The 21,335-nt window shown below is 46.1% G+C and carries 18 protein-coding genes and 1 riboswitch; of the genes, 2 read left to right on the top strand and 16 right to left on the bottom strand.

Going from position 1 to position 21,335, the window contains the following annotated elements:
• Positions 1 to 35 precede the first annotated feature (35 nt).
• Positions 36 to 971, bottom strand: coding sequence for a phosphate ABC transporter substrate-binding protein (locus tag HP567_RS05310; protein ID WP_173611914.1), 936 nt, complete (start codon positions 969 to 971; stop codon positions 36 to 38).
• A gap of 184 nt (positions 972 to 1,155) precedes the next feature.
• Between HP567_RS05310 and HP567_RS05305 the strand changes: the two genes are divergently transcribed.
• Positions 1,156 to 1,359, top strand: a complete 204-nt coding sequence (locus tag HP567_RS05305) for a DUF378 domain-containing protein (RefSeq protein WP_048036205.1) — start codon at positions 1,156 to 1,158, stop codon at positions 1,357 to 1,359.
• Positions 1,360 to 2,448: 1,089 nt separating this feature from the next.
• Here HP567_RS05305 and HP567_RS05300 read toward each other — a convergent pair.
• The 8 genes from HP567_RS05300 to HP567_RS05265 form a co-directional block, all read right to left on the bottom strand.
• Positions 2,449 to 2,997, bottom strand: coding sequence for a GerMN domain-containing protein (locus HP567_RS05300; RefSeq protein ID WP_173611913.1), 549 nt, complete (start codon positions 2,995 to 2,997; stop codon positions 2,449 to 2,451).
• Between the two features lie 14 nt (positions 2,998 to 3,011).
• On the bottom strand, positions 3,012 to 4,667 hold the full coding sequence (locus HP567_RS05295) for an N-acetylmuramoyl-L-alanine amidase family protein (protein ID WP_173611912.1): 1,656 nt from the start codon (positions 4,665 to 4,667) through the stop codon (positions 3,012 to 3,014).
• 172 nt (positions 4,668 to 4,839) lie between these two features.
• Positions 4,840 to 5,316, bottom strand: coding sequence for a hypothetical protein (locus HP567_RS05290; RefSeq protein WP_173611911.1), 477 nt, complete (start codon positions 5,314 to 5,316; stop codon positions 4,840 to 4,842).
• 41 nt (positions 5,317 to 5,357) lie between these two features.
• Positions 5,358 to 5,615 (bottom strand): hypothetical protein, encoded by a 258-nt coding sequence (locus tag HP567_RS05285; protein ID WP_173611958.1) that lies wholly within the window; start codon positions 5,613 to 5,615, stop codon positions 5,358 to 5,360.
• A 130-nt stretch (positions 5,616 to 5,745) separates the two neighbouring features.
• The gene (locus tag HP567_RS05280; protein ID WP_173611957.1) at positions 5,746 to 7,338 is read right to left on the bottom strand and encodes a peptide ABC transporter substrate-binding protein; all 1,593 of its coding nucleotides are present in this window, start codon (positions 7,336 to 7,338) and stop codon (positions 5,746 to 5,748) included.
• Positions 7,339 to 7,472: 134 nt separating this feature from the next.
• On the bottom strand, positions 7,473 to 9,122 hold the full coding sequence (locus HP567_RS05275; RefSeq protein ID WP_173611910.1) for a peptide ABC transporter substrate-binding protein: 1,650 nt from the start codon (positions 9,120 to 9,122) through the stop codon (positions 7,473 to 7,475).
• 423 nt (positions 9,123 to 9,545) lie between these two features.
• Positions 9,546 to 11,171, bottom strand: coding sequence for a peptide ABC transporter substrate-binding protein (locus HP567_RS05270; RefSeq protein WP_173611909.1), 1,626 nt, complete (start codon positions 11,169 to 11,171; stop codon positions 9,546 to 9,548).
• Between the two features lie 242 nt (positions 11,172 to 11,413).
• Positions 11,414 to 12,217 (bottom strand): helix-turn-helix domain-containing protein, encoded by an 804-nt coding sequence (locus HP567_RS05265; protein WP_173611908.1) that lies wholly within the window; start codon positions 12,215 to 12,217, stop codon positions 11,414 to 11,416.
• 115 nt (positions 12,218 to 12,332) lie between these two features.
• Between HP567_RS05265 and HP567_RS05260 the strand changes: the two genes are divergently transcribed.
• Complete coding sequence (locus HP567_RS05260) at positions 12,333 to 12,782, top strand: SRPBCC family protein (protein ID WP_173611907.1); 450 nt, start codon at positions 12,333 to 12,335, stop codon at positions 12,780 to 12,782.
• Between the two features lie 57 nt (positions 12,783 to 12,839).
• Here HP567_RS05260 and HP567_RS05255 read toward each other — a convergent pair whose 3' ends face one another.
• From HP567_RS05255 to HP567_RS05225, 7 genes are all read right to left on the bottom strand, one after another.
• Positions 12,840 to 14,489, bottom strand: a complete 1,650-nt coding sequence (locus HP567_RS05255; protein WP_173611906.1) for a peptide ABC transporter substrate-binding protein — start codon at positions 14,487 to 14,489, stop codon at positions 12,840 to 12,842.
• 188 nt (positions 14,490 to 14,677) lie between these two features.
• The gene (locus HP567_RS05250; protein WP_173611905.1) at positions 14,678 to 15,517 is read right to left on the bottom strand and encodes a MetQ/NlpA family ABC transporter substrate-binding protein; all 840 of its coding nucleotides are present in this window, start codon (positions 15,515 to 15,517) and stop codon (positions 14,678 to 14,680) included.
• A 60-nt stretch (positions 15,518 to 15,577) separates the two neighbouring features.
• Complete coding sequence (locus HP567_RS05245; protein ID WP_173611904.1) at positions 15,578 to 16,243, bottom strand: methionine ABC transporter permease; 666 nt, start codon at positions 16,241 to 16,243, stop codon at positions 15,578 to 15,580.
• Positions 16,244 to 17,257: a methionine ABC transporter ATP-binding protein gene (locus tag HP567_RS05240; RefSeq protein ID WP_173611903.1), complete on the bottom strand. Its 1,014-nt coding sequence runs from the start codon at positions 17,255 to 17,257 to the stop codon at positions 16,244 to 16,246.
• 100 nt (positions 17,258 to 17,357) lie between these two features.
• Positions 17,358 to 17,474, bottom strand: a riboswitch (SAM riboswitch).
• 107 nt (positions 17,475 to 17,581) lie between these two features.
• Positions 17,582 to 18,715, bottom strand: coding sequence for a Ger(x)C family spore germination protein (locus tag HP567_RS05235; protein WP_173611902.1), 1,134 nt, complete (start codon positions 18,713 to 18,715; stop codon positions 17,582 to 17,584).
• A complete protein-coding gene (locus HP567_RS05230) occupies positions 18,715 to 19,839 on the bottom strand; it encodes a GerAB/ArcD/ProY family transporter (RefSeq protein ID WP_173611901.1) in 1,125 nt (374 codons plus the stop codon). The genes HP567_RS05235 and HP567_RS05230 overlap by 1 nt, the downstream gene beginning before the upstream one ends.
• An 11-nt stretch (positions 19,840 to 19,850) precedes the next feature.
• The gene (locus HP567_RS05225; protein WP_173611900.1) at positions 19,851 to 21,302 is read right to left on the bottom strand and encodes a spore germination protein; all 1,452 of its coding nucleotides are present in this window, start codon (positions 21,300 to 21,302) and stop codon (positions 19,851 to 19,853) included.
• Positions 21,303 to 21,335: the final 33 nt, after the last annotated feature.

The following is a 21,335-nucleotide window of genomic DNA, read 5'->3' as shown; positions in this document are numbered from 1 at the left end:
CCCCTACCCCTCTATTTTGCTGTTGACGATAACGCTTATTTTTGTGTTACTTTGCCTTCTGCATCACGTTCCACTTTCATGTCTGTGATTGGCAGGAAGCCCAATTCTGTAACGGTTTTCTTTTGTACTTCGTCAGTCAGGATGAAGTCGAGGAATGCTTTTGCATCGCCAGTTGCTTCACCTTTGGTGTACATATGCTCGTACGCCCATACTGGATATTTGTTCGTTGTAATGTTTTCTGCGTTTGCTTCCACGCCATCCAATTTCAGAGCTTTTACAGTGTCATTGAAGTAGGACAGTGCCAAGTAACCAATTGCACCTGGTGTTTCTGCAATGATTTTGCGAACAGTACCGGAGGAATCCTCTGTGATACCTTCTGCTTCTTCTTTGCCATCCAACGCGAATTTGCTGAATGTCGCGCGAGTTCCGGAAGATTTCGGACGGTTAACCAGCGTGATCTTCATATCATCGCCGCCAACTTCTTTCCAGTTGGTGATTTTTCCGGTGAAGATGTCGATCAATTGTTGCTTGGACAAGTTGTCCACTTTTACTTGCGGGCTTACCGCTGCTGCCATACCGACAACCGCTACCTTATGGTCTACCAGTTCGTTTGCTGGAATGCCTTTTTTCTCTTCTGCAAAAATATCAGAGTTACCAATTGTTGCTGCACCGCTTGCTACTTGGCTCAAGCCCGTGCCGCTTCCTCCGCCTTGTACTTGGATTTGTGCGCCTGCATTTTTTGCCATAAAGTCCTTGGCCGCTTGCTCGACCAGAGGTTGTAAAGCGGTAGAACCCACTGCTGTTACAGGTTCACCGGAAGTTTTTGTTGTCGAACCAGAGTTGCTTTGCTCCTGGGCTGGTTGTTGCGCTGGTGCTGGTGTTTGTGTCTGCGCAGTGTTGCCGCTTCCGCACCCCGCGAGTAATGCCCCTACACATGTCAGCGCAATAAACATTTTGCTGAGTTTTTTCATTGGATGAAAATCCTCCTTAAAAGGTTCGGTTTGTTTTTTCTCTCTTACAAGTACAAACTATACAGCGGGAATGTTGTCGTATTATGTTGTGAATGTAAAGCTTTCTTAAAGATCCCGGAATTCCTGTTGTAAAACGGCGCAAACATGGGAATAATGTCCCTATTCTTTTGGTGGGGGTGTCCATGTGGAACGTTTGGCCTTGCTTTTTGTTATCATCGGTGCCCTGAACTGGGGATTAATCGGGTTGTTTCAATTCGATTTGGTCGCGAGCTTGTTTGGTGGAGCGGAGTCTATCGTAAGTCGAATCGTGTATACGTTGGTAGGCTTGTTTGGGGTATATGCCATCAAGTTTCTCTTCACGGATCGGGAAGAAACGCCAACAACATAAGAAAACTATGTCCGGCTGTTGGGGAGAGGAGGAAACAGGAGAAAACGCTCAGCTTCTTGTCCCACCCGCTGTGGGATTCACTGCCCGCCTCCATGAAAAAAAGCGAAACCCGCGTCCAAAGTCGTCCATTCAAGAGGTGTCTCAGAGGTGGACGCTAAAAGCTTGTTTCTCTTTTTTTCATTACGCCTCGGTCGGTGTACCAAAGATCTTCGCTTATTTCTCCTGTTTCCTCTACGAGCTTTCCGTGCTATTCGAGGTTTTTAAATCCTTAAAAAAATTGAAGAACGTATACAATCACGACAGAGAAGAATATTTCCAGACGTAGCGACTTGTGGAGTCCTACCGAGCGGAGAAGCGATTAGCGGGCAAAAGAAACGCAACGTGCCTATGCGACGAAGCGGCTACCACTTTTGCGTTTCCCCGCTAATCGCTTCGGAGCGGACAGTCTCAACCCCCAGCAGGACGGAGCCTGGAGCTTAGACTGGAAATATTCTTCTCCACGCCGTAGCTACATAATTAGAGACCTTACGTTGTTGCTGTATTGGTGGGGAGGAAACAGGAGAAAACGCTCAGCTTCTTGTCCCACCCGCTGTGGGATTCACTGCCCGCCTCCATGCAAAAAGCGAAACCGCGTCCAAAGTAGTTCTTTCAGGATGTTTTTCAGAGGTGGACGCTTAAGAACGTGTTTCGCTTTTTGCATTACGCCTCGGTCGGTGTACCAAAGATCTTCGCTTATTTCTCCTGTTTCCTCTACGAGCTTTCCGTGCTATTCGAGGTTTTTAAATCCTTAAAAAATTGAAGAACGTATACAGTCACGACAGAGAAGAATATTTCCAGACGTAGCGACTTGTGGAGTCCTACCGAGCGGAGAAGCGATTAGCGGGCAAAAGAAACGCAACGTGCCTATGCGACGAAGCGGCTACCACTTTTGCGTTTCCCCGCTAATCGCTTCGGAGCGGACAGTCTCAACCCCCAGCAGGACGGAGCCTGGAGCTTAGACTGGAAATATTCTTCTCCCCACGACAGCCACTATACGAGAAAAAAGCAGCACATCCCGATTAACAGGATGTGCTGCCTTTATGGTAATGATTAATTGTCCCGTTTCAGTGGCTCGGAGAGATCTACGTGCCCCATCAGCGTTTCTACTTTCTTGCCATCCTCCAAGAAGACTATCTCCTTTACTTCCGAGAATTGAAAGAAGGTATTCTTCAACGCATCTATAGCCATCGTCTCGCCACTTGAACCCATGTTGAACTGATTTTTGCTATCTGCATCAATCGTCAAGGTGCCTTTATCGATTGTAATGGAATGGTACTTGAAGTCTTTCCACAGTGGAATGTGCACGTCTGGCTTTACAGGCGTCTCCAGCAGGGCAAGTGTCTTTTTGTACTTCTCGATATCTTCTGCAAACGTGATCTCTTGCTCTTCTTTTTGCAGCTCCATCACATTATTATCCGAATAGTAAACGGTGACCATTTGCTTTTTCAGAGTCGGCTCTGTTGTCGATGGATCAGTTTTTGAACCAGATGGCTGTTCTACTGGTGTGGTTGGCTGTGGTGTTTCTGTCGCGTTTTGCCCACATCCGGCCAAAAGCAGCATTACTAACGCTGCCATCCAGATCACTCGACTTTTTTTCATCGTGATAAGCCCCCTTACTGATAAGACTCGTAGTATTCACGAATAGCCGCAACAATGGCTTTCGCGATTTTATCTTGGAATGCCGGATTCGTCAGCTGCGCGTTCTCCTGTGGATTGGAGAGGAAGCCAGTTTCGGTCAGCACTGCTGGCATTTTCGTGTTTTTGATCACATAAAAGCCACTCTTCTTGAAGCCCCGATCCGGGAACTGCGTTGCCCCACGCAAATGTTTATGTACCACTTGGGCAAAGTCTTTACTGTTTTCATTATAATAGAAAGTTTCTGTTCCTGCAGCCGTCGGTTTCGGGAATGCGTTGGCGTGAATAGACAAGAACAAGTCGGCTTCTAACTCATTGGCAAAAGCAACACGCTCTGACAGTTCATAAAACACATCTGTTGTGCGGACAGGAACGACTTGAAACTCTGGATATTGCTTCAGCAAAGCCACAATCTTATTGGAGACAGCCAAGTTGTAATCTTTTTCATTGTTGCCAGCAGAGCCCTTCGTACCTGGGTCTTTTCCTCCATGACCGGCATCAACGACGATCAGGTAGCCTGTTTTCTTCGGCTTTGGCGTCAATTTTACTTCGATACCGTCTTTCGTGTAAGCCAGCTCATACGTGCTCTTTTGGTTCAGCTCAATCACGACGCGAACCGTGTCAGGAGATGCACTGTATTGGCTGTAACGCAGGTTAGTAATGAGAGGTTCTTCTTTCGCTTGTTCTGCTTGATTCAGTTCATCCGAATCCGAATCTGTACCTTGGTCTTCATCATCAGCGGAGACCGTTTGCTCGGATTCGCCTACGCTATCGCTTTTCTCGTCTTGACGTTTTAGATCTTCAATTAAATCATCATCCAATGCGGTTTGTGGGAGATCCAAGACGATCCGGTGTGGACCAGTCATTACAAACGACTGAGGAATGACAGGCATGGTCGTTTCAATACGAACACGGTCGCCGTCCTCGGATACATCTTTCATAATATTGAGGCGATCGATCTCAACCTGATTATTTTTCTTGTCCCACGCAAATGACCCTCCAAGCTCGTCCTCCAATTGACGTAATGAGAGGACTAACTGATCATCAATCGTCATCCCGCGCTCAGGTCTTTTCCACGCAAAGCCTTTTTGTCCCACTTGCTCAGCTACGGCCTGTGCGGACGCGTACATCGTGTCTTCCACTTGATACAGCTTGATCGGCTGGGTTGGCATCTTGCCATTCAGCTTGACCTGTGGTGTTTCGTTCGCAATGACAGTACGTGTACTGTTGTCCCACCCGACTGTAACACCAAGTGACTCCCCGACAAAACGCAGTGGCAGCAGCATACGCTTTTGTGAAATAACAGGCGGCGTATCGAGCTTCACTTGTTTGCCGTTCAACACTGCTGTACGGGAGTCTAGTGTAAGGGAGAGCTGCTGTGAGCCTTTGGTAATAACAGCTGTTCGAGTAGCGTCATTCCAATCCACATTTGCACCTAGCCCTTCGGCGATGACACGAACGGGAACCAACGTGCGCCCACTCTTGATGACCGGCGGTACTTCAGCACTTACTGCCTGTCCACCAATCATGAGATTGACAGCTTCCTCTGAGGCACTGCTTGCTGCAACCGCCCAACCGGGGATTAGCAGCAGGACCAGCAATGCAAAAAGCAGAGGGTAAAATCGTCTCTTCATCCTGACCTCCTCCGTGATGTCTGTTTTCTTCGTATTGTGGCGTCAGCCAATGTGCAACGTTCACCATTCTATTAGACGCTTGATGATCTGTAAAGTTTATAGTCTTTTGGTACCAAAATGAAAAGACCGCCTCCGCAAGCCCCGCGAGACAGTCTTTGCAACTGATCAATTGTTATCGAAAAAATCCCCTTCTCTCTTGCCTACTTACTTCTTGAACAGGTTTTTTTATCATGTTCAAGCCCCCGTTGGCAAGAAATTGCTGGATCAGCGAAATCACAGCTGGATTCGACAGCACCTTAATGGAGTCGGCTACTTTTGGGTTTTTCAACTGGGGAATAGCGTCACCCAGATACGGTAAAAGCGGCAGTAAATCTTCGATTGAAATGGCAGGCTTTTGTGGCGGGGATACAGCTTCCACTTGGGCAGTATTCCGTCGTCCTCCAAACAACAGACCTCGCCGTTCTCCTGTACCTTTTGGTGGTGCCTGTTTAAGACGCCCCAGTGTATTTTTCATATCCTGTAGTTCCTGTCGTACCTGACTCATTTCTCTCATCATTTGGGCATTGTTTGTATGTTGCGCATCCGCAAGTTTGTTGATCGATTCTAGCAAATGGTTCTTGGGGACAGCCTGCTTCTTTTTCGCTTTCATTTTCTCAACGATAATCCCACCTCCCTCCTCACTCTACCCCCTTATCTAAAACGTTTTTTTATATTTTCCAAATCCTTTGCAGTGACACCTTTTTTCGAAAGCTTATTCAACAAACTCCCGACATTTTCTGTTTTTTGCATCTGACGAAACTGCGCAGCATACCCGTTAACCTCTTGCTCGGTCAATTTTTTCCCTGACTTTCTGGCCATTTCACGAATGACTTCCTTGATTCCCGCGTCTGTCCTCAGCTTTTCCTTAGGAATGGATTTAACAATGTTGAGCAAAGAACCAATATCCATCAATATCCCTCCTAATTGCAGTTAGTTCCTTTTTACTCTATGTAGCCAAGGGCGTAATGGATTGGTCATTTGTCCATGAGACAGAAAAAAAGAAGAGGTCGTAAAAAACCTCTTCTCATCCGTGTTTACATTATGGAGTAATATCCGCATATTTGAAATCGATAGCACCCAGACCATCCATCACGACATCTTTCAGATTCTCGTTCTGCACCCAAGAATTCACGTAGAAGTAGATTGGCATGATTGGCATTTCATCCATCAGGATTTGCTCAGCCTGCATGAGAATGGCTTTACGCTTCTCCGGGTCTTTCTCCAGAGCGGATTGGTTCAAAAGCTCCTTGTACTTTGGATTTCCCCAACGTGTATCGTTGTTTCCGCCGTCTTTTTCCTGGAACATTTCCAAGAAGTTGATGGGATCATTGAAGTCACCCAACCAGCCTCCACGAGCGATTTGATAATTTCCTTGGTGTACGTCTTCTAAGTATACCTTCCACTCTTTATTTTCGAGCTCGATATCTACGCCGAGGTTTTTCTTCCATTGATCCTGTATTTCTTTTGCGATTTTTTTATGACCTTCGGATGTGTTGTAGATGAGTGTAATTGGAGGGAGTTTGGATATCCCCTCTTCCTTCATACCTTCTACCAGTAATTTTTTTGCTACTTCAAGGTCATTATCTTTGAAGTAACCGTCTTTGTTCAACGCCGTGCTCGGTGGCACAAAGCCTGTTGCCGGCACTTGACCAGCTTGCAGGATATCGGAGGTGATGCTTTCACGATTAATGGCATATGCGAACGCCTTACGAATTTTTGCGTTGGTAAACGGTGCTTGCTCTGTATTGAAACGATAAAAATAGGCACCGGCGATTGGCTGAGTTTTCAATATACCAGCTTCCCTCAAAATCGGAAGTGCGTCGGTTGGCAGCGAGGAGTTTGGAGCACCTGCCCAATCCAGCTCGTCGTTATCAAACAAGGACAATTCCGTATTCTCATCCTCTATCATGGTGAATTCGATTTTGTCCAATTTTACATTGGCTTTATCCCAGTACTTCTCGTTCTTTACGACAGTCAGATTGCTCTTGTGTTCCCATCTTTCCATTTTGAATGGTCCGTTGCCAACAACAGTCTTTGCCTCGTAAGCCCATTTTTTGTTGCCTTCGACTACCTTCTTGTTTACCGGGAAGTACGTTTTGAAAGCAACCAGCTCCGGGAAAAATGGCGTCGGGTTTGTCAGTTCCACTTTTAGCGTCTTATCGTCAATGGCCTTTACCCCAACGTCTCCCGCTTTGCCGGTCCCATTATTGAATGCTTCTGCGCCTTTCACATAATACAACTGGTAGGCGTAGCTGGAATCTGTCTTTGGATCGAGCGCGCGCTTCCAAGCATATTCGAAGTCATGTGCCGTTACTGGATCGCCGTTGCTCCATTTTGCTTCACGAATCTTGAATGTATAAGTCTTCCCATCCTCTGAAACGGTATAGCTATCTGCCGCGGCTGGGTGCACCTTTCCGTCTTTTCCGAGACGTGTCAGACCTTCGAATACAGCTGTGATGATCGTACCAGAGGTAGTATCCTCCGCAATTCCAGGGTCTGCTGTAGGCGGCTCCGATTGCAGATTTATTCTTAATACCTTAGGCTCAGCCGCTTGGATAGAACCTTCGTACCCGGTCATCATTCCACCGAAAACGAGGACCGAACTCAATACCATAAAAACACTCTTCTTCATCATACACCCTCCAATAACCCCTGATAGAATCTTCCAAAAATAGTATACAATAAAAAGTAAAAATTTGGATGTTAAATAGATAAAAAAAGAAGAAAGGTGAGTAAAGCACCTTTCTTCTTTTACATGCACAGCTATTATTTCTTTTCTACGAAATCTGCGTACTTGTAGTCAACAGCACCCAGACCATCGATGATAACATCTTGTACTCTGTCGTCCTTAACCCAAGATTGAGTATAGTAGTAGATTGGCATAATCGGCATTTCATCCATCAGGATTTGCTCAGCCTGAGCCAGGATTGCTTTACGTTTTTCTGGGTCTAGCTCCAGAGCGGATTGGTTCAGGAGTTCTTTGTACTTCGGATTTTCCCAACGAGTATCGTTGTTTCCGCCGTCTTTTTCCTTGAACATTTCCAGGAAGTTGATTGGATCGTTGAAGTCACCCAACCAGCCTGCACGAGCCACTTGGTATTTACCTTGGTGTACATCATCCAGGTAAACCTTCCACTCTTTGTTCTCAAGCTTCACGTCTACGCCGAGGTTTTTCTTCCATTGGTCTTGGATTGCCTCAGCAATCTTTTTGTGACCTTCGGAAGTGTTGAAGGAAAGAGTAAGTGCCGGGAATTTGGTGAGACCCTCTTCTTTCAGTCCTTCTTCGAGCAATTTCTTCGCTGTTTCGATGTCGTTATCTTTGTAGAAACCGTCTTTGTTCAGCGCCATGCTTGGTGGTACATAGCCTGTTGCAGGCAATTGACCAGCTTGCAGGATATTGTCGATCAGGCTTTGACGATCGATCGCATAAGCAAACGCTTTACGGATTTTCACATTGTTGAACGGTGGTTTTTCTGTGTTGAAACGATAGAAGTAAGTACCCGCGATTGGCTGAGTTGTCATTTTGCCGGACTCTTTCAAAGCCGGGATCGCGTCTGTTGGCAACGCAGAAGTTGGAGCGCCTGCCCAGTGCAACTCACCATTTTCCCACATGGACAGCTCTGTATTCTCATCTTCTACCATGGAGAATTCGATTTTGTCCAATTTTACGTTGTCTTTATCCCAGTAGTTATCGTTTTTGGAAACAACGAGCTTGCTCTTGTGCTCCCAAGAATCCATTTTGAATGGACCGTTACCAATAACTGTTTTCGCATCGGTAGCCCATTTATCGTTGCCTTCCACTACTTTTGGATTAACTGGGAAGTATGTTTTGAATGCAACCAGCTCCAGGAAGAATGGAGTTGGGTTCGTCAATTCTACTTCGAGTGTTTTATCGTCAATTGCTTTTACGCCAACGTCTTCCACTTTACCTTTACCTTTGTTGTAGGCTTCTGCACCCTTCACATAGTACAGTTGGTATGCATAGTTGGAAGCTGTTTTTGGATTAAGAGCGCGTTTCCAAGCATATTCGAAATCTTTTGCCGATACTGGATCGCCATTGCTCCATTTGTTATCACGAATTTTGAATGTATATTTTTTACCGTCTTCAGAAACAGTGTAGCTCTCTGCTGCTGCTGGATTGTATTTACCGTCTTTACCAACGCGAGTCAGACCTTCGAAGGTAGCAGTGATGATGGTGCTGGAAGTTGTATCTTCCGCGATACCTGGGTCAGCAGTTGGTGGCTCGGAGTGCAGGTTCAGTTTCAGTACTTTAGAGCCAGCTGGTGCAGAATTTTCTGTCTTTGCTCCGGAAGCGTTGTTATCTGCCGGTGCCGCCTGGTTTCCGCCACCGCATCCTGCGAGTGCCGCGCCAAGAACGAGGATAGAACTCATTGCCACGAAAACATTCTTTTTCATACAAGTAATCCCCCTTTTCTAAATCTTTTATCAATATACATGGTTTTATATATTTTTTAAATATGTTTTAGAATGATTTAATAAATTTTTATTTATTTATAAAGAGAATTAATGAATTGTAAAATATGTTGATCGATAAATAAATTTTCCAAAACATTCCTACCCCAATATCCCTAAGAAAAACCGCATGATATCAAGCTTTTTCAGAGGTGAAGATTAAAACCTCATTTATTGATATCTTTTTTCATTCACCCAATTTTATTCACATTCAGTAAAATGACAATAGTAATTTAATTTATAATTTTATAATTTCTACTATCACCTTCAATCCTCTGGTCGATTCTTTTCGCTTAAAATGGTTTACAAAAAAAAGAAGAGTGCCGTAGCACCCTTCCTTTATCACAACAAGCTATGCGCTTTTTCTTATTGAATGTCTGCCCATTTCCAGTCTGCGAAACCGAGACCGTCGAGGACTACACCTTTTACTTTGTCTTTTTTCACATAAGAATGTGTGTAGTAGTAGATTGGAGCTGCTGGCATTTCGTCCATGAAAATAGCTTCTGCTTGTGCCAGGATTTGTTTGCGTTTTTCTGGGTCCTTTTCCAGAGCAGATTGGTTCAGCAGCTCTTTGTACTTCGGATTTTCCCATTTCGTGTCGTTGTTGCCGCCATCTTTGTCCTTGAACAGGTCCAAGAACGTGTATGGATCGTTGTAGTCACCAGTCCAGCTGGAACGTGCGATTTGGAATTTACCTTGGTTCACATCTTCCAAGAATACTTTCCATTCCTTGTTCTCCAGCTTAACATCTACGCCGAGTGCTTTTTTCCATTGGTCTTGGATCGCTTCGGCAATTTTCTTGTGACCTTCAGACGTGTTGAAGGAAAGAGTCAGGGTAGGCATTTTGGTAATGCCTTCTTCCTTCATACCTTCTTCCAGCAATTTTTTCGCTGCTTCTACATCGCCGTCTTTGAAGTAAGGGCTTGTTGCCACTGCCATTGTTGGCGGGATCAGACCCATAGCTGGCTCTTGGTTTGCTTGCGTGATGTTGTCGATGATCGATTTACGATCGATAGCATAAGCAAACGCCTTACGGATTTTCGCGTTGTTGAACGGCGGAACTTCCGTATTGAATTTGTACAAGTACGTACCCGCGATCGGGCGTGTTTGCATTTGACCGGATTCTTTCAATGCAGGAATCGCATCGGTAGGAAGTGCGCTCAGAGGCGCTCCGGACCAATCCAAATCGTCATTGTCGAACATGGACAGCTCAGTATTTGCATCTTCAACCATGGAGAAGTTGAGCTTGTCGAGTTTTACAGCGTCTTTATCCCAGTAGGTATCGCTCTTCACGAGAACCAATTTGCTCTTATGTTCCCATGTTTCCATTTTGAATGGACCGTTACCCACGTGAGTTTTTGCTTCGCCTGCCCATTTATCGCTGCCTTCCACTACTTTTTGGTTAACTGGGTAGTACGTATAGAACGCAGTCAGCTCCAAGAAGAATGGTGTTGGGTTCTTCAAAGTTACAACGAGTGTTTTATCGTCTTTCGCTTTTACGCCAACATCATCAGCTTTTGCTTTACCCTTGTTGTATTCTTCTGCATTTTTCAGGTAATACAATTGGTAGGAGTAGTTAGATGCTGTCTTCGGATTGAGCGCTCGCTTCCAAGCGAATTCAAAATCCTTTGCAGTAACTGGATCTCCATTGCTCCATTTGCTGTCACGCAGGGTGAATGTATAAGTAAGGCCATCTTCGGATACGTCAATTTTTTCTGCTACAGATGGATGTGGTTTGCCATCTTCGCCAATACGAGTGAGACCATCAAATGTTGCACGCAGAACCGCACTGGAAGTAGAATCCTCAGCCAATGCAGGGTCAGCAGTTGGTGGCTCGGACATCATGTTCATTCTCAATTCTTTAGGACCACTTGTTTGCTCACCAGCAGGTTTGCTACCTTGCTCGCCTGCTTTCTCGCCGCCGCCACAGCCTGCCAGCGCCGCACTCAGAACCAGAATAGAACTCATTGCTGCAAAAACGCTTTTTTTCACGGTGTTGACCCCCTCTTTTTCTATCGGTAAAGATTCCTTGAAAGCTACTCCACAAATATACTGCATTTTTAGTAATATTGAAGACATTTTAAGTAAAATTAATTATGTTTTATTGAAACATCAAATTCTATTAAAGGAAATAAAAATGGTAGTTTCATCATGATGAAGTATGCCTCGTACATAAAAAATTATGCAGCAAGAAAACAACCCCTCCAGCCAGAAGGCGAAGGGGTTCACTATGATTAAATTTGTGCTCGTCGATACTCGTTCGGCGCTACACCGACGATTGCTCGAAAATCTCGAATGAAGTGAGAGTGATCGTAGTAGCCTAGAGAGGTAGACAGATCCAGCCAATCCTGGACTGTTCCTTGATCAATCTGCTCGGCTGCTTCATGCAATCTGTATCGTTGGATGACCGACTTCGGGCTAACCCCTACATAACGGTCAAACAAGCGCTGCATCGTCCTCATGTTCATACCGGTCAACTGTACCGCATCCTCGACCCTGAGTACGGATCGGTCTGCCTGGATCATCCTGACGATTTCACTGATGCGCGCTACATTCGGGTCAGGCTTTGGCAAATGTTCGAATAGAAAGGCTTCTACCCCTTTCCTCATTTGCTCATCATCTGGCAGGCTTAGCACTTCTTTCTCAAGCGGGTCGGTGGCAACACCAAATACGGCTTCCAGACTCGTAGAAGTTCCGCTCAGCTTTGATATCGGAGCATTCAGAAACGGATAAAAACCTCCGGGCCTGAATTTTACTCCGAACACCTGACCTTGTCCCTCTAAAAGATGCGAGGAAGTCGTGCGGGCTACACCAAAAATACCAGTCGCTCCTTTTTCAAACACCAGATTCACATTGGGATGAGCCAGTACGGTTTGCAAGTAAGGAAGTTCCTTACGCAAATCCCACCGGACGACCCAGTAATGCTGCACGAAGTAGCTGATTTCAGCAGATGGCTCGTATCTGGCCAGCGAAAATTTTTTCTGTCCAATCATGGCATGCAGTACACCCTTTGGGAACTTGGCAGTCTGATTTTCCAAGGTGCGCCTCCTGTCGTGTTTTTACAATACACACTACCGATTTCTTCTTATAGTAAGAGTAGTAGTTGGGAGACTTGATTACAATTCCCAAATGAAAAAATCAGGGGGTAAAACGATGGATCTTCGCTTCGATTTCTACATTGGTGCTACGCCAGAGCAGGTCTGGCATGTCCTTACTTCCGATGAAGGCGTAAAGAGTACTTTCTTTGGCTGTACGATCCGTTCAACTTTTCAAGTAGGCGATGAGATGGCCTACGTTGGTCCGGGAAAAGACGGTGACGACACGGTGCATGTATACGGGAAAATCTTGCAGTTTGAACCTCATCACATTTTCAGTTTCACTGAACATCCTGGTCCTGCCTATTACGAGAATCATGCGGAATTGCAGACTCGCGTCACCATTACCTTAGAGCCGGTTGGCGGCTGCACCAAACTGACACTGATTCAGGATCAATGGACAAAAGACCATCCCTCCCACGCAAGTGCCAGCAGCAATTGGCCAATGATGCTCTCGTCGATCAAGACGTATGCGGAGACAGGCAAGACACTTGATTTTGGCTACTAATACAAAAGAATCCCGAGTCCAGCAATTTCGTTGGCCTCGGGATTTTTGTTCTATTCGTTACTCTGTCATCTCTGCCCACTTCAGGTCGATAAATCCGAGTCCATCCACTTGAACGCCTTTCACCTTGTCACTTTGCACCCACACATCCACATCCGTGAACAGCGGGATTAACGGCATGGCATCCATAAAGATTTGTTCAGCCTCTGCAAATAGTTGCTTGCGTTTCTCTGGGTCAATTTCAACCGATGACTGTTTCAGCAGCTCTTGGTAGCGGGGATCTTCCCAGCCCGTGTCGTTGTTGCCTGTTTTACCATCCCGGAACATTTCCAGGTAGTTCATTGGATCATTAAAGTCTGCATTCCAACCGATACGGCCCATCTCGTAATTGAGTTCGTGCATATCCTGCAAATGAACGGCGGACTCCTTCACCATGATCTTTATATCAATGCCGAGCTTTTGTTTCCATTGGTCCTGAATCGCTTCGGCAATTTTCTTATGTCTATCGCTTGGATTGTAAGACAAGGTGATCGGAGGCAGCGTTGTCATGTTGAGCTCCCTCATGCCTTCTTCCAGCAGCTTTTTCGCTGTTTCTACATCATTATCCTTGAAGTATCCGTCTTTTTTGATAATCATGGATTGCGGCAGCATCCCCATCGTTGGCACCTGTCCGACTTGTGTGATGTTATCTACGATGGTTTGACGATCTACCGAGTATGCCAGTGCTTTACGAATTTTCACATTGCTGAGCGGCCCTTTTGTCGTATTCATCTTGTACCAATACATCGTTGCTTTTGGATGAACAACGAGTTTGCCCGACTCTTTTAGTGACGGAATCGCATCGGTGGGAAGTCCACCGAGCGGCTGGCCTGCCCAATCCAGCTCACCGTTCTCGAACATGGACAGGGCTGTATTATCGTCCTCGATCATCGCAAACTCAATGCGATCGAGCTTTACTACGTCTTTATCCCAGTAGTGCTCATTCTTTTCAAGCACGATCTTGCTCTTGTGCTCCCACGCTGTCATCTTAAATGGACCGTTGCTTACGTGCGTCGCCGCTTCGTTTGCCCATTTCGGATTGGCCTCCACTACTTTTTTGTTAACCGGGTAGTATGTGTAGAAAGCCGTCAGCTCCAGAAAGTAAGGCGTTGGATTCTCCAGCGTGACTTCCAGTGTTTTGTCATCGAGAGCCTTTGCACCGAGTTCGTCGGGTTTCATCTTGCCTTCGTGAATCAGCTTCGCATTTTTAATGTAGTACAGCTGATAGGCATACTCGGCACCAAATGTCTTGCCGAGTGCACGCTTCCATGCATACACGAAGTCATGGGCAGTGACTGGATCTCCATTGCTCCACTTGGAGTCGCGAAGCGTGAACGTATACACCAGTTTGTCATCCGAGAGCTTCACATCGGATGCTACTGAGTTCACTGGCTTAGCATTTGCATCGAAACGCGTCAAGCCATCAAAAGTAGCACGGATGATCGCTCCCGAAGTGGCATCCTTCGCAAGACCGGGGTCCGCTGTCGAAGGCTCACTCACAATGTTCGCCCGAAATACCTGCGGCCTTGCATTTGCAGGCTTTTCAGCTGATGCTGCGGTTCCCTCAGCCGGAGGGGTTGTCGTTGATGGCTGCGTACTCGTCGAACATCCAGCTAACATGCTTCCGGCGACCAGCATCGCGCCAAGAAACAACTTGAGATTTCTATTCATCAGAAAATTCCCCCTTATCTATATTTTCCCACTTCAAACACAATATACTCGACGGGAAATAAGTTGAAAACGGGGACGAGATATATTTAACTAAATTTTATAAAAATTCACTATATTATTAATAAAAATGAAACCCAACCAGCTTTGGAGGCCAGTTGGGTTTCTTTGATTGATCAATTATTTCTTCATTAGAACGCTGGAATAATCGCGCCTTTGTATTCATCTTCAATGAACTTTTTCACTTCAGGTGAGTTCAGTTCTTTTGCCAGCTTTTGAATGGCTTCGGAATCCTTGTTGTCAGGACGAGCTACCAAGAAGTTTGCGTATGGAGAATCTTTATCTTCAATAAACAGAGCGTCTTTCGTTGGAACAAGCTTTGCTTCCAGCGCGTAGTTCGTATTGATCAACGCCAGATCTACTTCTTCCAGAACGCGCGGCAGCATTGCTGCTTCTACTTCTTTGAATTTCAGGTTTTTCTTGTTCTCAACAACGTCTTTCACTGTACCGCTGATGCCAGCGCCTTCTTTCAGTTTGATCACGCCGTTTTTCTCCAAGAGTGCGAGTGCGCGACCGCTGTTTGTTGGGTCGTTTGGCAGCGCGATTGTTGCGCCATCAGCTAATTCGTCAACAGATTTTATTTTTTTGCTGTAAGCTCCGAATGGCTCAATGTGTACAGGCACTACTGGCACCAGGTTCATGTTTTGTCCTTTATTGAAATCTTCCAAGTAAGGCTTGTGCTGGAAGAAGTTTGCGTCGAGTTGTTTTTCGTTCACTTGAACGTTAGGCTGTACGTAATCAGTGAACTCTTGGACTTCCAGGTTCACGCCTTGTTCTTTCAGTTTTGGTTGAATAAATTTCAAGATTGCTGCATGTGGAACGGGAGAAGCGCCTACCTTCAATGTTACTTCCTTTTGTCCGCCTTGTGCGCCGCCTTCAGCTGGAGCAGGTGCTGTTTCCGTTTTGCCTCCGCAAGCTGCCAAAGAAAATGCCAATACAGTAGAAAGTACAGATACGACTAGCTTTTTCATGAATGATTTCCCCCTTGCATGTATTTCATCTTATTTTTTGAAAATCTATATGGAAAGATCCTATTTGCGGCTGAATTTCAGAACCAGACGGTCCCCCAGCGATTGTAAGATCTGTACCATCACCAGCAAAATAACAACAGTCACAATCATGACATCGGTTTGGAAACGCTGATAACCGTATCGGATCGCCAAGTCACCCAAACCACCGCCGCCAATTACCCCAGACATTGCCGTGTAGGAGACCAGTGTTACCGTCGTGATCGTAATACCTGCGATCAGACCTGACCTAGACTCTGGCAAAAGGACATTCCAGACGATCTGCCAATTGGAAGCACCCATAGATTGTGCGGCCTCGATCACGCCTTTATCAATCTCACGCAGAGAGGTTTCCACCAAACGTGCGAAAAATGGAGCGGCCCCAAACACGAGCGGCGGAATGGCACCCAGTACACCGAGTGAGGTTCCTACGAGCATTTTCGTCACAGGAATCAGCAAGATCATCAAAATGATAAATGGTACCGAGCGCAATACGTTGACAACGAATGATGCGATCGTATAAAAAGTGCGGTTTTGCAAAAGCTGTCCGCGAGAAGTCAAAAACAGAATGATGCCCAACGGCAAACCAATCAGGACGGTAAACAGGGTGGAAAAGCCAAGCATCGTGAGCGTGTCCATCGTACCTTCGCCGATTTCAGCCCAATCCACATTTTCGAATGTCCAGTCCATTTATATCACCTCTACTTCCAAGCCACGTTGGCGCAGCGTCTCGATGGTCTTTTGATTCTGTGCGACATCGCCTTCCAGCTCGATCACCAACTGACCATACGGCGTATCTTTCATGCGGGAGATTGTTCCCTGCAAAATACTGAACACCGTACCGGTCTCTTGCATCGTTTGGAACAGGATCGGCTGGTACGTTTTTTCTCCGAGGAAGGTGACACGAGCAATCGTGCGGTTCCCCGAGGCTTTTTCGTGCTCGACTGCTTCGCGCAGCTCTGTAGAATCTGCTACTTGTTCCACGAATTCTTGTGTTGTTGGATGCTTCGGACGAAGGAATACATCCAGTACGTTACCCGACTCGACGATCTTTCCTCCATCAATCACGCCGACACGATCACAAATAGAGCGAATGACGTGCATCTCGTGAGTAATCAACACTATGGTCAAGCCCAGCTTGCGGTTGATGTCCAAGAGCAGTCCCAGAATGGAGTTCGTCGTCTGCGGATCGAGAGCCGATGTAGCTTCGTCACAGAGCAGCACTTTTGGATCATTCGCGAGCGCACGGGCGATCCCGACACGCTGCTTCTGTCCGCCAGACAGCTGGGACGGATATTTGTCCTTATGTGCCTCCAAGCCCACCAGCTTCAGCAGTTCGTTTACTTTCTTATCAATCTCTGCCTTTGGACGCTTTGCCAGCTTGAGCGGAAAAGCGACATTTTCGCCGACTGTCGAAGAAGACAGCAAGTTGAAGTGCTGAAAAATCATGCCGATTGAGCGGCGCTTTTCTTGCAGCTTCCCTTCATCCAGCTTTGTCAAATCGACGCCGTCCACAATAACTTCCCCTGAAGTTGGGCGCTCTAGCAAATTGATGCATCGGATCAATGTACTTTTCCCGGCACCCGAATGTCCAATGATCCCGTAAATTTCGCCTTGCTCTATGGAAAGGTCGATCCCCGTTAACGCTGGGATGGTTTTACCTTGAACTTGATAGCTTTTATGCAAATGACGCAGTTGGATCAACGCATCCACCTCCCGACCATAATCTTGATAAAAATATGAAAACCCCTTTTTCATAAACGAAAAAGGGGCTGCAACGCAATGTATACGTTCGCATCCACCCTTCTCATCTACACAAGATCCAAACAATCCTGTAGGAATTGGCACCGCGACGTTCATTCGAAAATGAACCGGCTGCCGGGCTTCATAGGGCCTGTCCCTCCGCCTCTCTTGATAAGAAAGATATCTACGTATATTATGTTCGTTTTTTCTATTTCTTGATGATACAAAACGGATTATATCCTTTTTGAAAATATCACGTCAATAGTAATAGCAGGAAAAAGTTTTTTAATCCATGACGCCGTTGCGTATTATGGTCGACTTTACGTGAAAGTGAAATGTCGCATCTTTGAACATCTTTCTCCATTCGGCCTGCGTCATATTTGCCTTCCCTCTTCTATTTGAACGATACACGATCCCGAACCCAGCTGGATCGACATTGAGGTCCTGCAATTTGTGGACTACTTTCTGCAGTTCTTTTCCGAGCTCTTCTTCCAGTGCATGTTCCATGATTTTCATCAACCTTGCATTCTCTAGCTTCAGCGGGAGGGTTAATTCCAAAATCCGCGCATTTAATCGGATGTAAATATCAAAGATCGGGGGAGATACTTGGGTCAGCTCGATTTTTGAATGGCTGGAAATCGTATCAAAGACAAGCTGCACACGATCATTTTTACTTCCGTGATTCTTGTGCACCTCGCCAAAAATATGAGCAGGGACAGAAGTATCGTAGCTCCCAATCCTGAATTTGCCATGCATGAGCTTGATTAAAAAGGCTTCCTTTGGTGTGATCCACCCTACATAACGCTCCCCTTGAAATAATGCGATACCCTTGATTTGCAGCTCATTTCCCTTTTTTGCAATAAACGGCATGATCGGGTCGATTCCTTTGTCATAATAAGCTCGAAAAAACTCATGCATGGTGGAAGACGGAATTTTTTCCCCTTCAATATTTTGCTCAATCATACGGTATAGATAGATTCCGATATTCCCTGCTTCAGAATAGGGATACGTTAACATATCATATGTTTCGCCTTCGAAAAGGCAAAGATAAACCCTGCTGGAAATAGAGGAATCCCGATACAACGTGTCAACGATACTGCCAAGTCCACGCTTTGCCAATTTTTCACTGTAGAGTGCGACACGTATTTGCCCACCCAATACTCTTTTATCTGATTGTAAATTGATCCGATCCCGAATTCCCTTGCTGGTTTCACCGGTGGCTGAAAAAACTTGTATCTTTTCTTTCGCCTCCGGATTAATGGAGGGCATGATTGCTGTCCCCCGAATGTTTCCATCCTTTAACAGATCATAGCCGACAGACGTGGCAAGTCCTGTCTCATCAAAAATTTGCCGATCTGAACAGCCTGCCAGAACAAGGACACATGAACACCACAAGGCAAAAAGACGCTTGGGCAGCATCAGGCACTCTCTCCTTTGCTGGTTGGTTTCGCCCTTTGCTTTCGTTGCTTCAGCCAGACCATCAGGTACAAAAAATAGGGGTACACGTATATAATGTACAGGGTTATATGCGAGTAAATATTCGTCATCCGACTCATCTCCTGCCTGGAAAGCAGCGACAAGGAGGCTACATAAATCACGGGTATAATCCAATACAACGAATGACGTAGATTGAATCCGAACAAGCGCTTGAGACCTCGGGCAGAAGCCCACAAATACAGCATGATATTCGGCAAGATCACGAGAAGCCATAACGAAATGACAACCAGCTCAAACCTTTCCAGAATAGGGAGGTACACCATCTTTTGCATATTGAGTGTCGCCCAGATCGTTCTCATGAGCTGGCCCTGACTAAAAAAGACCAGCGCCACAATCATAACTAGCAAATAGATCAGATACGTCACCAGCACCCCCAACTGTACACTTTTTTGTACCCTCTCTTTATTTTGTACATATGGATAGGCAACGTAGAGGATCTCAAAGCCGGCACTGGTCAAAGACATGGCAATCATTCCATTGAAAAGGTTCTCCAGGCTGGTGTCCATGATGGGAAACAAATATTCCCACCTGGCAAATTTCAAGGGGAAATATAACTCAAATATCATCCATATCGTGACCATAAAGGAGAACAATGCATAGCCTGCGATGACTCTTATCCCCCCTACGACTGTGTAAAACGCTAGAAACAGGATGATTCCTGACAGAACCCACGTCGGTAAATTCGGAAACATCCAGGTTTGGACAACTTCAATGTAGGTGCGTAAAATGACTCCAGCCGACACAAAAAAATAGGTCAAATAAATGATGCTAATGCCTGTTCCCAGCCACTTTCCAAACACATCTTCCTGAATTCCGTAAATATCGGCTGAGGGGTATTTTTGCAAGGTCTTGTTAATGGTCATCACCGTAAGATGAGTAAACAAGGCAGCGAGTACGACAGATATCCAAGCATCGTGCCCCGCTTCCTTGGCAATGATTCGTTGGAAGCCCAAAATGCCCATCCCTAACTGCGTGCCATGCACAAGAACCCCTGCAAGAAATGCCGTTATCGTATTGTCCTTGCTTACATCGATGTTGATCTTCATAGCCGCCTCGCTCACTCGTCAATGTCTTTCTTCTCTTTGGCTCTATCCCTGTCAAAGCGTGATATTCGTTTTGGGTTAAAAAACTTGAGCCGTTCCGAAAGGGAGGATAAGGGAGCGCGTATAAAGCCATCCTTCCAATCTGAAAATCGCACGGGATAAATCGGGTACATATAAGGACGGCCCAGACTGGTCTGGCGAAGCAAATGACTGGCTAAAAAACTAAATCCGACCACAATGCCTAATGCACCCAGTACACCTGCCAGCAAAATCATCGGAAAACGAACCACCCGGATTGTAGAGCCGATCATATAGCTAGGCGCGATAAAGGATGACAAAGCCCCGAGGGCAACGATAATAATCAAGATATTGCTGGTGAATCCGGCCTGAACGATAGCTTGTCCGATAACAATACCGCCTACAATACCAATCGTCTGACCGACCTTGGTCGGCAGCCTCGCTCCCGCTTCCCGCAAAAGCTCAATGATCAGCTCCATCAAGATGGCCTCCCACAGTGGTGGAAACGGTACCCGAGAGCGCGATTGCGCGAGAGAAAGCAACAGATCAGCTGGAATCATCTCGTAATGATAGGTCAGCGCAGCCACGTAGATCGGGGTCAGGATCAGGGACAAAATCATGGCAAAGATTCGCATGAGCCTGTTAAAAGTAGCGAGACTCCAGCGCAAGTAATAGTCATCTGGCGACTGAAAAAATTGTAATAGGGTGGTGGGGCCGAGTAAAGCAAACGGGCTCCCCTCCACGAGTATGGCAATCTGCCCTTGTCGCAAACCGTGTACGACTCGGTCTGGACGCTCTGTTTGTTGAAGAGTAGGAAATAATGACTTCTCATTGTCTGCGATATGCTGAGCCAGTATGGTAGAATCCAGACTGGTGTCCAATTCCAGATGATTAATCCGTTGACGCACCGTATTCACATTTTCCTCATCTACCGTCCCAATCATATACAGCATCGACACATTCATCGGTATGGTTTTCCCCACTCTCAATCGTTCATGGAACAATCTAGGGGTAGACATATATTTGCGAATGATGCAGATGTTCACATTCAGTTCTTCTACAAAGGCGATCTGTGGGCCGAGTACAACGGTTTCGATTTCTGGTGCTTGAATGTTTCTGCCAACTGAGCCATCACTGGGGAACGCCAAGCCATAGGACGATTCCTCCACTTGAATGACAATATGACCGCTGAGTAAACGCTCAATGGCTTCCCCTTCATCGAAGACTCGGCTGCTGCTAGACGCTCCTAGGTGCTGAGCAATCACTTCAATCCCGCTTTCCTCCAAACAAATCTCGCGTAGCTTCGGGATGAGCTCACTGTAAACAACTTTGGCATCCGCCATGGTCGATAAAAAGAAAAGTAGCACGCGGCCCTCAGGCTCATCAATATGTTCAGTGACCAAGTCGCTAGTATGTGAAAACCAATTGCGCGCACTCTCTCGATCCATCGACACTGTCACCTCAGTACTTAGAAAATCATG

It is taken from the genome of Brevibacillus sp. M2.1A (assembly GCF_013284355.2).
Lineage (GTDB): Bacteria > Bacillota > Bacilli > Brevibacillales > Brevibacillaceae > Brevibacillus.
This window is presented reverse-complemented; position numbering and strand designations above follow the sequence as displayed.